Source organism: Ralstonia sp. SA306, from assembly GCF_054792405.1.
Map to the genome: position 1 here is coordinate 1,504,720 of NZ_CP096451.1, position 14,074 is coordinate 1,518,793.

A 14,074-nucleotide genomic window follows, 5' to 3' on the forward strand; every position below is an offset into this window, starting at 1 on the left:
ATCAGGGTATTCCCTAACCGGGATTTCCCTAAGAGGCCAATCATGCAAAACACGAACGACCTGAAGCTGACCGATCAACTCGAACGCGAACTGATCGAGCGCGAAATGTCCGAAGGTATCTACTACTATCGCCGTCCGAGCGGCCAATCGTTCTCGTTCGCCCAGTTCTTCTCGGCAATCGCGAACCTGTTCGGCACGCACCGCACCGCCAAGGCCTAACCCGCCACGCTATTGTTGATGGGCGTGTGCCCAAGCTAGCTGTATGCAGCAATCGCAGTTGCAGTAGCACCGTGCGCCGGCCGTGTGTCATCACACCCGCCGCCACACCCGCCAGGTCATGACCGCCTGGTGCCAATCGAGGGCCGGATTCCGGCCCTTTGTCATTTCTGCGGCATTTGTTTGGTTTGTCTGCGTGCCGCAGCATCGGCCTTTCTCCTCCGACCGGTTCACCGCGCTGCGGTTGTCTTCTGGTTCGCCTGTGCTTTACTGAGTAGAGCCGCGACCACCGATATCGAGACCACGCGCACGTCTTCGTAGCAAGGAAGGCGCACAGCATGGCACCCGGCGCCCATCCCCCAAGGAGACTCCCATGGCGATCAGCCTCAAGCTGTCGGTCAACGGTGCGCCTGTCACCGTCAGTGTCGAACCTCATACCCTGCTAGTCCAATTGCTGCGCGAAAACTTGCGCCTGACCGGCACGCACGTCGGCTGCGATACCGCGCAATGCGGCGCCTGCACCGTGCATGTGAATGGGCGCGCAGTGAAGTCCTGCAACATCCTGGCCGTGCAGGCTGATGGCGCCGAGGTGACCACCATCGAAGGGCTGTCGAAGGACGGCACACTGCACCCGATGCAAGAAGCCTTTCGCCAATGCCACGGCCTGCAATGCGGCTTCTGTACACCCGGCATGGTGATGGCGGCCACGGCGCTGGTCGCGCAACACCCGCATCCCGATGAACACACGGTGCGCGAGCAGCTCGACGGCAATCTTTGCCGCTGCACGGGGTATCACAACATCGTGCGTGCGGTGATGCACGGTGCCGAAGCCATGGCTGAAGCTGAGGGCGACGATGCCTCCCTGCAAAGCCTGGCCGCAGCGCGCGCCCACGCCGCCTGACCCGAGCGAGGAGACCACCATGAACGCTCCCGCAGAACCCAACAACCACCTGATCGGTGCGTCCGTCAAACGCAAGGAAGATTTCCGCTTCCTGACGGGCGCCGGACAGTACACGGACGATGTCGTCCAGGCCCACCAGTCGTACGCGGTATTCCTGCGCTCGCCGTATGCGCATGCGCGCATCAAGCACATCAATGCGGATGCCGCACGCAACCATCCGGGCGTGCTTGCCGTGCTCACAGGCGAGGACCTGGCCGCCGACAAGGTGAACGGCCTGCCGTGCGGCTGGCTCATCCACAGCATTGACGGCTCGCCGATGAAGGAGCCGCCCCACCCTGTGCTCGCGCAAGGCAAAGTGCGCCACGTGGGTGATCAGGTCGCGCTGGTGGTGGCTGAATCGGTGAAGATCGCCAAGGACGCCGTCGAGATGATCGACGTGGAATACGACGAACTGCCTGCCGTGGTCGACACCGCCACCGCAGATACCGCCGGCACCGCCGTCCACGACGACGTACCCAACAACACCTGCTACACCTGGGGCCACGGCGACAAGGCCTCGACTGACGCAGCCTTCGCCAAGGCCGCGCACGTGACACAGCTCGACATCGTCAACAACCGGCTGATTCCGAATGCGATCGAACCGCGCGCCGTCAATGCCAGCTATTCGCGCCAGGACGACAGCTACACGCTTTACGTCGCCAACCAGAACCCGCACGTGGAGCGCCTGCTGATGTCGGCGTTCGTGCTGGGTCTGACCGAAGCCAAGGTGCGCGTGATTGCGCCGGATGTGGGCGGCGGGTTCGGCTCGAAGATCTTCCTGTACCCGGAAGACGTTGCGCTTACTTGGGCATCGAAGAAGGTGGGCCGGCCGATCAAGTGGACGGCCGAACGGTCAGAATCCTTCCTGACCGACGCGCATGGCCGCGACCACGTTACACATGCGGAACTGGCGCTCGATGCGCAGGGTAATTTCCTCGCCATGCGCGTGCATACGACGGCCAACATGGGCGCGTATCTGTCGACGTTTGCCAGCAGCGTGCCGACCATCCTGTATGCGACGTTGCTTGCGGGCCAGTACAAGACGCCGGCCATCTATGCCGAGGTGAAAGCGGTATTCACAAATACCGCGCCCGTCGATGCATATCGTGGTGCCGGCCGGCCCGAGGCGACGTATGTGGTCGAGCGCCTCGTTGAAACTGCCGCGCGCGAGCTGCAAGTCGACCCGGCTGAACTGCGCCGCCGCAACTTCATCCGCACCTTCCCCTATGCCACACCGGTTGGCCTGACCTATGACACGGGCGACTACGAACCGTGCCTGGACCGCGCCATCGAACTCGCCGATGTGAAAGGCTTTGCGGCCCGACGCGATGCATCGCGCGCCAAAGGTCGCCTGCGCGGCATGGGCTACTCCTGCTACATCGAGGCGTGCGGCCTGGCGCCGTCGAACATTGCGGGGGCGTTGGGCGCGCGGGCGGGCCTGTTTGAAGCCGGCGAAATTCGCGTGCACCCGACGGGCTCCGTCACGGTCTTCACCGGCTCGCACAGCCACGGCCAGGGCCACGAGACGACGTTCGCGCAAGTGGTGGCCGATCGCCTGGGCGTGCCCATCGACAACATCGAGATCGTGCACGGCGACACCGGGCGCATCCCGTTCGGCATGGGCACGTACGGCTCGCGTTCGATTGCCGTGGGCGGCTCGGCCATCATGAAGGCACTCGACAAGATCGAAGCCAAAGCCAAGAAGATCGCCGCGCATCTGCTGGAGGCGTCGGCGGAGGACATCGAATTCAAGGATGGCGTCTTCCGCGTGGCCGGCACCGATCGCACCAAGACCTTTGGCGAAGTCGCGCTCACGGCGTACGTGCCGCACAACTACCCGCTCGACAAGCTCGAACCGGGGCTGGACGAAAACGCCTTCTACGACCCGACCAACTTCACCTACCCGGCGGGCGCGTACATCTGCGAAGTGGAAGTCGACCCGGATACCGGCGAAGTCCACATCGACCGCTTCGTCGCGGTGGACGATTTCGGCAACATCATCAACCCGATGATCGTCGAGGGCCAGGTGCACGGCGGGCTTGGCCAGGGCATCGGGCAGGCGCTGCTCGAAGCGTGCGTGTACGACGAAAATGGCCAGTTGCTGACCGGCTCGTACATGGACTACGCCATGCCGCGTGCCAACGACCTGCCCAGCTTTACGGTGGAGACCGCAAAGGGCACGCCGTGCACGCACAACCCGCTGGGCGTCAAAGGCTGCGGTGAGGCGGGCGCGATCGGATCGCCGCCGGCCCTGATCAACGCCATCGTCGACGCGCTTGCGCCGCTGGGCGTGAAGGACATCCAGATGCCAGCAACGCCGCATCGTGTCTGGCAAACCATTCAAGCGGCCAAGGCCTAGGCAGAGGAGCGAACCATGTACGACTTCGAGTACCAGAAAGCCACCGACGCCCAGACCGCCGTCACCGCGCTGAAGACGCACACCGACGCCAAATACCTGGGCGGCGGGCAGAGCCTGCTGGCAGCGATGAAGCTGCGGCTGGCGCAGCCGTCTACGCTGGTGGATGTCACGCGCATTCCGGGCATGTCCGGCATTCGCACACAACCCGGTGTGATTACGGTGGGTGCAGCCACACGCCATGCCGATGTGGCGGACAACGCGGACATCGCCCGCATGCTGCCCGCGCTGGGGGAACTGGCCGGCGGCATCGGAGACCGCCAGGTGCGCGCGATGGGCACGCTCGGCGGGTCGCTTGCCAACAACGACCCGGCGGCGTGCTACCCGGCCGCGGTGCTGGGCCTGAACGCGACCGTGGTCACCGAGCGGCGCAACATCGCGGCGGACGATTTCTTCCTCGGCATGTATGAGACCGCGCTGGCTGCGGACGAACTCATCACCGAGGTGCAGTTTCCGGTGCCGGACCAGGCGGCCTACGTGAAATTCCGCAACCCGGCGTCGCGCTTTGCGCTGGTGGGCGTGTTCGTCAGCCGCAAGGGCAGCAACGTGCGTGTGGCGGTCACGGGTGCGGCGCCGTGCGTGTTCCGTTGCACGCCGCTTGAGCAGGCGCTGGCGGCCAGCTTTACAGCAGAAGCCGCGCGCAAGGTGGTGGTGCCCGCCGACGATCTGGTGGGCGATCTGCATGCCTCGCCGGAATATCGGGCGCACCTCATTCCGGTATTGACAGCGCGCGCGGTTGAGCAGGCATTGGCGCACCATCACTGAGCACATCGCCAAGGAACGGCATGCCGGTCGATTCCATCGACAACTGCATCGCGCAACTGCAAGGCCAGGGTTATTTCGCCAGCCGTGAGCTGGCCACGGCCTTGTTTCTTGCATTGCGCATGCAGCGGCCGCTGTTTCTGGAAGGCGAACCCGGCGTCGGCAAGACCGAGCTGGCGAAGGCGGCGGCCGGGCTGCTCGGCACGTCGCTGCTGCGGCTGCAGTGTTACGAAGGGCTCGACACCGCCAGCGCGCTCTATGAATGGGATTACCCGCGCCAGATCATGGCGCTGCGCCTGGCCGAGGCCGCCGGTGAGAAGCCACGCGCCGACACGCTCTACCGCGATGAATTCCTCCTCAAGCGGCCGTTGCTGCAGGCGCTGCTGCCCGACACCGCCCATCCCGACACACCGCGCGTTCTCCTGATCGACGAGATCGACCGCGCAGATGAACCCTTCGAGGCTTTTCTGCTGGAGCTGCTGTCCGACTTCCAGGTGTCGATTCCGGAGTTCGGCACGGTACGCGCGCAGGTGATTCCGCTGGTCATCATGACGTCCAACCGCACGCGCGAGGTGCATGACGCGCTCAAGCGGCGCTGCCTGTATCAATGGATTGGCTATCCGGATAAGGCACGAGAGCTGCAGATCGTGGCGCAGCGCGCGCCCGAAACCGCTGCCCGCCTGCAGCAGCGTGCGGTCGATTTCGTGCACCGCCTGCGCGGTATCGACCTGTTCAAGGCGCCGGGCATTGCCGAAGCCATCGACTGGTGCCGCGCCTTGGCGGCGCTGAACGTGACCGAGCTTGATCCGCAGTCCGTGCAGGACACGCTGGGCGTGCTGCTCAAGTACCAGGACGACCTGGCGCACGTCGATACGCAAACCATCGAGCAACTGCTGGCCGCGCCCGCGCTGCCGGAGTAAGGCATGCACGCGACATTGCCAACGCAGTTCCCGATGCTGGCGCGCAACGTGACGCATTTCGTGCGGCTGCTGCGCAACGCCGGCATGCCGCTGGCGCCCTCGCGCGCCGTGGATGCCATCGAAGCCCTGAGCCATATCGACATCGGCCGCCGCGACGACGTAAAGGCCGCGCTCTCTGCCCTGCTCGTTTCGCACCCCGACGAACGCACGCTGTTCGATGCGGCCTTCAACGTGTTCTGGCGCGATCCGGATTGGGAAGGCAAGCTGCGCGCCCTGCTGCTGCCCAAGGTGCGTGGCGGCATTCCCGCAGCGCGCAGCAACCGCCTGGCCGATGCCCTGCGCGCGCAACCGTCGACCAACCTTCCGCCGGGACCGAAGCCCGATGGCGAACGCCATGACATCGTGGCGCCGCTGGCGTTCTCTGCAAACGAAGCCTTGCGCACGCGTGATTTCGACACGCTCAACGCTGCGGAATGGCGCACGCTGCAACACATGATCCGCCGCCGGCGCGTCCATCTGGCGCAGGAGCGCACGCGCCGGCTCAAAGCTGCTTCGCGCGGGCGCCATCCAGACCTGCGTGCGACCGCCCGCCAGGCCGTGCGCGCCGGCGGCGAATGGACCGGGTGGAAATACCGCCAACCCGTCGATCGCACACCGCCGCTGGTGCTGCTGCTCGATATCTCGGGCTCGATGAGTCGTTATTCCCGGGCCGTGCTGTATTACTGCCATGCGCTGGTGCAGTCCCGCGAGCGCATCCAGGCTTTCCTGTTCGGCACGCGGCTGACGAATGTCTCGCGGCAGTTGCGCGAGCGCGATCCGGATGTCGCCGTGCAAGCCATCGCGCAGCTTGTGCCGGACTGGTCGGGCGGCACGCGCATCGGCACAGCGCTGGCGGAATTCAATCGCCAATGGGCGCGCCGCACGCTGCCCGGCCGTGCCACTGTCCTGCTCGTGACGGATGGACTCGACCACGAGCACATCGACCTGCTCGACACCGAGATGGCGCGCCTGGCGCGCTTTGCCCATCGCATCGTCTGGCTCAACCCGCTGCTGCGCTTTGCCGGATTTGAGCCGCGGGCACGTGGTGTGCGGGCCATCCTGCCGCATGTCGATGTGATGGTGCCAGCGCACCATTTCGACAGCCTGGCTGCGCTGGAGCACGAATTGGCGCATGCTCGCCGCACGCGCACCCCCCGCCCCCCAACCTCAGCCCCATCGACCGCGCCATGGAACTGACCCAGACCCATCTCCTGCCCGTTCCCCTCCAGACCGCCTGGGACGCGCTGAACGACCCAGCCGTGCTGCAACGTTGCATTCCCGGCTGCGAGAGCATCACCGCCGCCGAGGGAAGCGCCAACCCCGCCTACGATGTCGCCATGACCGCCACCGTCGGGCCCGTCAAGGCGCGCTTCAAGGGGCGCATGGAACTGGCCGACGTGGCGCCGCCGCGCAGCTACACGCTGCATTTCGATGGCCAGGGCGGCGCAGCCGGCTTCGGCAAAGGCAGCGCGCAGGTGCAACTCACACCCGAAGGCCCCACGGTCACGCGGCTTTCTTACATGGCAACCGCGCAGGTGGGCGGCAAGCTTGCGCAAATCGGCTCGCGGCTCATCGACGGTGCCGCACGCAAGCTGGCCGACGAGTTCTTCCAGCGTTTTGCGGCAGAGTTCGGCCCCGCAGATACGGCTGTCGCCGACGGACATGCCGCGCCGCCCGTCGACGGCATGCCGGCCACGCAGGCAATTCCCGACCTCGCGGCCGGCCAACTCCAGGCCCACGGTGCACCGCCGGGCGCCGCACCCAACGTCAGCCCCGCGCTGCAGCCGCGTAACCCTTGGCCGTGGATTATCGTGGCGCTGGTGGCCGTGGCGGCCGCCTACCTGTTTTTGCACCACGGGGCATAATCGGTGCATCCCCGCAACAAAACCATCAAGCGCGCGAAAGCGCAGCCAACGCATCATGGACAGCGTCGATCTTGAAGTCTTGAAAACCAGCGTGCGCTGGCTGGAACAGGGGCGGCGTGTGCTGCTCGTCACGGTGGTCAAAACGTGGGGCTCGTCGCCACGGCCCGAAGGCGCAATGCTCGCGCTGCGCGATGACGGCGTGGTCATCGGCTCGGTTTCAGGCGGCTGCATTGAAGACGACCTCATCGACCGCGTGCGCCGTGAAGGGCTGCATTACACCAAGCCCGAAGCCGTCAAATACGGCATCAGCGCTGAAGAAGCGCACCGCTTTGGCCTGCCCTGCGGCGGCACGCTGCAACTCGTGCTGGAGCCCCTGAACGCCTCCAGCGGGATCGAAGCGTTGCTGCGTGCCGTGGAAGCGGGTCAGCTCGTCGCGCGCACGCTGGACATGGCGACCGGCGCCTCGACGCTGCAGCACGCTACCGTCACCGATGGCCTGCAGTTTGACGAAGTGCGCCTCGTGACGATTCACGGGCCGCGCTACCGGATGCTCGTCATCGGCGCGGGACAGCTCTCGCGCTACCTGTGCCAGATCGCCGTGGGTCTGGACTACCAGGTCACCGTCTGCGACCCGCGCGAGGAATACAGCGAAGAGTGGTCAATCCCTGGCGTGGCCATGGTCCGCACCATGCCCGACGATACGGTGATGGCCATGAAGCTCGACGAGCGCTGCGCCGTCATCGCCCTCACGCACGACCCCAAGCTCGATGACCTCGCACTTATGGAGGCGCTCAAGACGCCCGCGTTCTACGTCGGTGCGCTCGGCAGCCGCCGCAACAACGCCAACCGCCGGGAGCGGCTGAAGGAATTCGATCTGAGCGATGCCGAGTTGGCGCGCCTGCATGGCCCGGTCGGAATCTACATCGGCAGCCGTACGCCGCCGGAAATCGCCATCTCGATCCTGGCCGAAGTCACGGCTGCCAAGAACGGCGTGTCGCTGCCGACCATCCTGCAAGTCGAGGGCGCCAAGGCCGCGCGCGAGATTGCTGCCAATGCCACGTCGAGCTGCGCAGTGCCGCAAACTTGAGTCAACCCTCTGATGGAATGGGGTGCTGAAAGGCACCTGAAAGGTTACATTCTTATAAATCGCTGATTGTGCGCAGGTTTCGGCCGCATCGCGTCACGCGAATCTTGCGGCCCGCGAACCCCGTTTCGTGTGCGCGGCTTCATCTGGCACGACTTGCCCCTCCCTGCCTCGAGCGTGCTGCCGATACGCGCCTCGCCGGTGCGGCAGCGGCAGTGTTGTTTGCAAGCGGGTTGGTCGCCCGTTTTGCCACCCAAGGGATTCAAGTTTTCTCGCATGAGTATTTTGCTAACCGGTGCGACCGGGTTCGTAGGCGGCGCCATTGCCGCCAATCTGGCAGCCAAAGGTTTGCTGGCCGACACACGCTTTGCCGTGCGCGGTGACACGCCCGCAGAAGGGTTGGCGCGGCTGCGTAGCAACCTGCGCCGCTTCGAGTTTGCACAGGGCACGCTGGACGGCATTACGGAATCGCAGATCGTGCCGTTCGACCTGCGAGACGCGGGTGCCGCCAAGCTGGGCGATCCGGAAATCATCATCAACTGCGCGGCGCTGGCAACGTTCTCGAACCATCCGTCGCTGTGGGAAACCAACGTGGAAGGCGTGCTGGCGCTGGGCCGACTGGCGGCGCAGGGCAAACGCCTGAAGCGATTCCTGCAGATCGGCACGGCCATGTCGTGCGGCCAGTTGGCGGATCGCCATGTCAGCGAAAGCTGGGATGTCCCCCCGCTGGAGCAGCACGCGGTGCCTTACACGTATTCCAAGGGCATGGCCGAGCTGAAGCTTCGCGAAGACGTGCCCGAACTGCCATTGGTGGTGGTGCGGCCGTCCATCGTGGTGGGTCATAGCACGCTGGGGTGTGAGCCCTCGGGCAGTATTTTCTGGATGCTGCGCATGGTGGCGCTGCTGGAGACATTCAGCTGTCGCTTGTCCGACCGCGTCGACATCCTGCCCGTGGACGACTGCGCCGAGGCCATCGTGCAGTTGTCGACCAAGCCCACGCTTGCGCACGACCTGTATCACATCAGTGCCGGCGACGCGAACTCCGAGCGCATCGAAACGCTGTACCCGCGCTTCAAGCGTTGCAATACGCCGGAAGAAGATGCCCAGGCGCTGGCCGGCTACGTGTATCAGGAAAAAATCGCCGAGAAAGCTTTGGCGCGTAAATTCCTGAGCCTGACGGGCGACGGCAACGTGCGACTGGTCGCGCGCTGCATCCACCTGTATGCCAAGTTCGCCAGCATGAGCTACGTGTTCGACAACACGCGGCTGGTGCAGGAGACCGGCTTTCAGCCGCGCTCCCTGCTCGCTTACCTCGACCGCTGCCTCGAAACGTCGGACGCCGTGCCGATCCCCGAGCAGATGCAGTGGGACTATAAGTAGCCGTCCGGCTTCCCGGGCTCGCACGGCGTGTCATGGCGCCGTGCTATAACCATCGGCGCCCTTCACCAAGACTCCGGTCTACACAACAAGGAGCCGCCGATGACGCTGCAAGCCATCGCCCATCTCAATGTCGCCACGCTGGTGGATTCGTTCATCAGCCTTGCCTCGGCCTTTGCGCTTGGGTCGCTGATCGGCTTCGAGCGGCAGGTCAGACAGCGGACTGCAGGGCTGCGCACCAACGCGCTGGTGGCGGTGGCGGCATCGGCATTCGTCGACATGGCCGCGCAGATCGGCACCGCATCGGACACCACCCGCGTGATCGCTTATGTGGTTTCGGGCGTCGGCTTTCTGGGTGCCGGCACGATCATGAAGGAAGGGCTGAACGTGCGCGGCCTGAACACCGCCGCCACGCTGTGGGGCTCGGCGGCTGTGGGTGCGGCGGCAGGCTCCGATCTTGTTGGCCAAGCCATTCTGATTACGCTGTTCGTGCTGGCCTCCAACATCCTGCTGCGGCCCGTGGTGGACCGCATCAACCGCACGCCGCTGGACAATCAGGCCAGCGAAGTCACGTACACGATGTGCGTCATCTCCACGAGCGAGCGCCAGAAAGAAGCGCTTGCCGATCTGGAACGTCTGCTTGAAGAAGCCAGCTACCCGATCAGCGATCTGTCAGTCGAACCCTTTGGCGACGACCACGTAGAAATTGAAGCCATGCTGATGTCGACTGCGGTGAATGCCGCCGAGCTGGATCGCATCGTCAACGCGCTGCAATCGCAGCCGCACATTGCTCAGGCCTTCTGGAACCCGAGCACGACGGAATAAGCGGGTCAACGCGCGGGTCAAAGCTCCTGGCTCGCCGCTAGCGCAAAGATCTTCGCCCAGCGCCTCGCTTCGTGGCGGTTGCGCATCGGGATCGACCAATCTGCCTGCGCCTGATGCTTCAGGCGCAGCGCCAGCGTCCAGGCACCTTCGCGTTCAACCGCATCGGCGCCGGCAATATCGGCGAAGAGAAAGCGCGCGCTTTGCCCGTGCAACTGCAGCGTCCCGCGTTTCTGTTCGGCATCGACCGCGACCTGCCCCCAGCTTGCGCTGAGCGACACGATCCGCTGCCCTTTCACGTTCACGCCATGAACGGCACGGTAACGCCGGATGAAGGTGATGACTGCGCCGGCCAGCAGCGCCACGGCAAGCAGCACCGCCGCGCTGCCCGCCAACGCGCCGTAAGTTGCGGCAACCCCCGCATACAGCCGGACTGCGCCATAAATCAGCAGACCAACCAGCGCGAGCGCGGCAATGATGAACGGCATGAGGCGACTCCTTGAATGGACCAGTCGGTTATATCAACCGAAACGGCGCTCAAGGCAAGTCTTTAGCGTGCCCCGTGCATCGACGGGGCCAACATCAGGCGAGGCGGAACGCAGCGATGGCGGCGTTCAAGGCCTGGGCCTGCTCCTCCAGCGATTCAGCCGCTGCTGCAGCCTGCTCGACCAGCGCAGCGTTCTGCTGCGTGGCTTCGTCCATCAACGTGACGGCCTTGTTGACCTGTTCGATGCCGGAGCTTTGCTCGTTCGAGGCGGCGGCGATTTCGCCCATGATGTCGGTCACGCGGCGGATGGACGACACGATGTCTTCCATCGTGCTGCCCGCGCGCTCGGCCAGTGCGCTGCCGGTCTCGACCTTGGACAGCGACGCCTCGATCATTTCCTTGATTTCCTTGGCGGCTGCGGCACTGCGCTGCGCGAGGTTGCGCACCTCACCGGCCACCACGGCAAAGCCACGGCCTTGTTCGCCGGCGCGAGCGGCTTCCACGGCAGCGTTGAGTGCAAGGATGTTGGTCTGGAACGCAATGCCGTCAATCACGCCGATGATTTCCGACACCGTGCGCGACGACGCGCTGATCTCGCGCATGGTCGCCACCACATCGGTCACCACGGCTCCGCCCTGGCTCGCGACTTCCGATGCGCTGTCGGCCAGTTGGCTGGCCTGGCGCGCGTTGTCGGCGTTCTGGCGCACGATGGAGGTCATCTCTTCCATGCTCGAAGCAGTTTCTTCCAGCGAGCTGGCCTGCTCTTCCGTGCGTTGCGACAGGTCTGCATTGCCCGCGGCAATCTGCTTGGTGGCGGCGCCGATGGATTCGGAGCCCGTGCGTACGCGGCGCACGGTATCGGTCAGCGCGGTCTGCATGCGAGCCAGGCCTTCGAGCAAACGGCCCATTTCGTCGTGACGGTCGATGCGCACGGGCTGCGTGAGATCACCGGCGGCAATGCGGTCGAACTGGGCCAGCGCAGCGTTTAGCGGCTCCACAATCGCACGCAGCAACGACCATGCGCACCAAAGCGCGACCACGAGGGCGACGAGAATGGCCGCCGTCACGATCACGCGAAAACGCGCGTAGGCCTCCTGGGATTCGTCGTAGTTGGCCTTGGAGAAGCCGAGCTGCTTCTTGCTCAATGCGAGGCTTTTGTCGTTGGAATCGCGGAAAGCGTTGGACACGCGCTTTTCCATGATGCCGTCGGCCGTCGCACGGTCGCCCGCGCGCAGCGCCTTGATGATGTCGCGCAGGCTGCCCGCCGCGGCTTCACGCGTGGTGGCGACCTCCTTGGCCAGGCGATCCTCTTCTTCACTGCGGGGCAGCGTCAGGTATTTTTTCCACGCTTCATCCGAGCGTGCGATCAGCTCTTCGGTACGATCGAGCAACTTCATCGCGCCCTTGTCGTTCGGATACAGCATGGCCTTGTCGAGGGCCGTGCGGGCGCGCGTGAGGCTCAGATCAGACTCGCCAAGCGCGAGCGCAGACGGAAACTGATTGGTGAAGGTTTCCTCGTGCGCATGGTTGGCGCCGCGCAGGCCGAGCAGGCCAGCCACGCCAATCAGCAAGGCAAGCAGAAACAGAATGGAAACCGAAAGCACCAGGCGGGTGCGGATGGTCAGGCGAGCGGACATGGGCGCGGCGAGAGTGGTGTGCGCGGCTCTTCACGCGGGCGCGACCATCGCGCCGGGCGGCCGGCTACCTCAGCACTATCGGCCGCGGAATCGATCAACTTAAGGGCGGAGAGGCGAATACATCGCTGCAGCCCGCCTCGTCTTGGGCAGTTTCGTGATTGCCGAGTGCCCGTTGGAGGACGTGCCGATCACCCGGTTCGGTGCCGAAACACAGTACTGGGCCGAACCGCATGCGAATGTGCGGCGGCTGGCCATCATGGAAACGGCGAGTGAGGCGCAGAGCTACATCAGCAATAGGTACAAGGCGACAACCCTGAACTTGCCGCCATCACATCACCCGTCGTACGAATACGCGCGCCGATGCCGCACAGCCTCAGCGAGTATGTCGAGCACTGGCTCAGTTTGCGTCCAGCTCAGGCACGCGTCGGTGATCGACACGCCGTACTTGAGCGGCACACCCGGCTTCAGATCTTGGCGGCCCGCTTCGAGGTGGCTTTCGACCATCACGCCGACGATCCGGTGCTCCCCCTGCGACAACTGCCGCGCGAGATCCTGCGCAACCTCGATCTGCCGTTCATGCGATTTGTTTGAATTCGCGTGCGAGCAGTCGACCATCACCTGTTCACGCAACTTTGCCGCGCGCAGCGCCGCGCAGGTCGCCTCGATGTGCGCGCTGTCGTAGTTCGGCCCGCTCTTGCCGCCGCGCAGGATCACGTGCGCGTCGTCATTGCCGCGCGTCTCGAAGATCGCGGCCATGCCCATCTTGGTCATGCCCATGAACGCATGGCTGGCGCGCGCCGCAATGATTGCGTCCGACGCAACCTGCACGCCGCCGTCGGTGCCGTTCTTGAAACCGATCGGGCAACTCAGGCCCGACGCGAGCTGTCGATGGCTCTGGCTTTCCGTCGTGCGCGCGCCGATCGCGCCCCACGCGATGAGGTCCGCGATGTATTGCGGGCTCAGCAGATCAAGAAATTCCGTCGCGGCAGGCAGACCGAGCGCGTTGACGTCGAGCAGCAGTTGCCGCGCAGCGCGCAGCCCTTCATTGATACGGAAGCTGCCGTCCAGGCGCGGGTCGTTGATGTACCCCTTCCAACCGACCGTCGTGCGCGGCTTCTCAAAGTAGACGCGCATCACGATCAGCAGGTCGTCCTTCAGTGCATCAGCCGCAGCCTTGAGGCGGCGCGCGTAATCGAGCGCCTGGTCGTGATCGTGGATCGAGCACGGCCCGACGATGAGCAGCAGCCGGTCGTCGCGGCCGTGCAGGATGTTGCCGATAGCCCGTCGGGTGTCTTCGACGAGCGTCTGCGTATCGGCCGGCACCGGCAGCTCATCCAGCAGCAGCGCCGGGGAAATAAGCGGACGCACCGCGCCGATGCGGGTGTCGTCGATGCGCGTCGTGTCTTGCGTCGCGTCGGCGACGCCCACCTCGCGATCATGCGATGGATTGTCGAGGTTCTTCATTGTGATCTCCGAGGGACTTCAAATATGAATCGCGCGCCTGACGTC

Annotated in this window: 13 protein-coding genes; 10 read left to right on the forward strand and 3 right to left on the reverse strand. The window is 64.8% G+C overall.

The window, feature by feature from the left end:
- Positions 1 to 42: 42 nt before the first annotated feature.
- The 10 genes from M1D44_RS07230 (at position 43) to M1D44_RS07275 (ending at position 10,444) form a co-directional block, all read left to right on the forward strand.
- Complete coding sequence (locus M1D44_RS07230; RefSeq protein WP_009238172.1) at positions 43 to 219, forward strand: hypothetical protein; 177 nt, start codon at positions 43 to 45, stop codon at positions 217 to 219.
- Positions 220 to 589: 370 nt separating this feature from the next.
- Entirely contained in the window at positions 590 to 1,117 is a 528-nt protein-coding gene (locus M1D44_RS07235) for a (2Fe-2S)-binding protein (RefSeq protein ID WP_316853938.1), read from the forward strand.
- A gap of 19 nt (positions 1,118 to 1,136) precedes the next feature.
- On the forward strand, positions 1,137 to 3,515 hold the full coding sequence (locus M1D44_RS07240; RefSeq protein WP_316853939.1) for a xanthine dehydrogenase family protein molybdopterin-binding subunit: 2,379 nt from the start codon (positions 1,137 to 1,139) through the stop codon (positions 3,513 to 3,515).
- A 15-nt stretch (positions 3,516 to 3,530) separates the two neighbouring features.
- Positions 3,531 to 4,337 carry an FAD binding domain-containing protein gene (locus tag M1D44_RS07245; protein ID WP_024975708.1) on the forward strand — a complete coding sequence of 269 codons (807 nt, stop codon included), beginning with the start codon at positions 3,531 to 3,533 and terminating at the stop codon, positions 4,335 to 4,337.
- Between the two features lie 20 nt (positions 4,338 to 4,357).
- Positions 4,358 to 5,254, forward strand: coding sequence for an AAA family ATPase (locus M1D44_RS07250; RefSeq protein ID WP_316853940.1), 897 nt, complete (start codon positions 4,358 to 4,360; stop codon positions 5,252 to 5,254).
- A gap of 3 nt (positions 5,255 to 5,257) precedes the next feature.
- Positions 5,258 to 6,490, forward strand: a complete 1,233-nt coding sequence (locus tag M1D44_RS07255) for a vWA domain-containing protein (RefSeq protein ID WP_316853941.1) — start codon at positions 5,258 to 5,260, stop codon at positions 6,488 to 6,490.
- Positions 6,481 to 7,158, forward strand: coding sequence for a CoxG family protein (locus tag M1D44_RS07260; RefSeq protein WP_316853942.1), 678 nt, complete (start codon positions 6,481 to 6,483; stop codon positions 7,156 to 7,158). The genes M1D44_RS07255 and M1D44_RS07260 overlap by 10 nt, the downstream gene beginning before the upstream one ends.
- 55 nt (positions 7,159 to 7,213) lie before the next feature.
- Complete coding sequence (locus M1D44_RS07265) at positions 7,214 to 8,245, forward strand: XdhC family protein (protein ID WP_316853943.1); 1,032 nt, start codon at positions 7,214 to 7,216, stop codon at positions 8,243 to 8,245.
- Between the two features lie 273 nt (positions 8,246 to 8,518).
- Complete coding sequence (locus M1D44_RS07270) at positions 8,519 to 9,622, forward strand: SDR family oxidoreductase (RefSeq protein ID WP_439004570.1); 1,104 nt, start codon at positions 8,519 to 8,521, stop codon at positions 9,620 to 9,622.
- Positions 9,623 to 9,721: 99 nt separating this feature from the next.
- Complete coding sequence (locus M1D44_RS07275; protein ID WP_316853944.1) at positions 9,722 to 10,444, forward strand: MgtC/SapB family protein; 723 nt, start codon at positions 9,722 to 9,724, stop codon at positions 10,442 to 10,444.
- 17 nt (positions 10,445 to 10,461) lie between these two features.
- On the opposite strand, the gene M1D44_RS07280 is transcribed toward M1D44_RS07275, so the two are convergent.
- The 3 genes from M1D44_RS07280 to M1D44_RS07290 all read right to left on the reverse strand — a co-directional run bounded on the left by M1D44_RS07280 (position 10,462) and on the right by M1D44_RS07290 (position 14,029).
- Complete coding sequence (locus M1D44_RS07280) at positions 10,462 to 10,929, reverse strand: hypothetical protein (protein ID WP_024975714.1); 468 nt, start codon at positions 10,927 to 10,929, stop codon at positions 10,462 to 10,464.
- A gap of 94 nt (positions 10,930 to 11,023) precedes the next feature.
- Entirely contained in the window at positions 11,024 to 12,565 is a 1,542-nt protein-coding gene (locus M1D44_RS07285; RefSeq protein WP_024975715.1) for a methyl-accepting chemotaxis protein, read from the reverse strand.
- 333 nt (positions 12,566 to 12,898) lie between these two features.
- Positions 12,899 to 14,029 carry a 3-deoxy-7-phosphoheptulonate synthase gene (locus M1D44_RS07290; protein ID WP_024975716.1) on the reverse strand — a complete coding sequence of 377 codons (1,131 nt, stop codon included), beginning with the start codon at positions 14,027 to 14,029 and terminating at the stop codon, positions 12,899 to 12,901.
- Between the last annotated feature and the right edge of the window lie 45 nt (positions 14,030 to 14,074).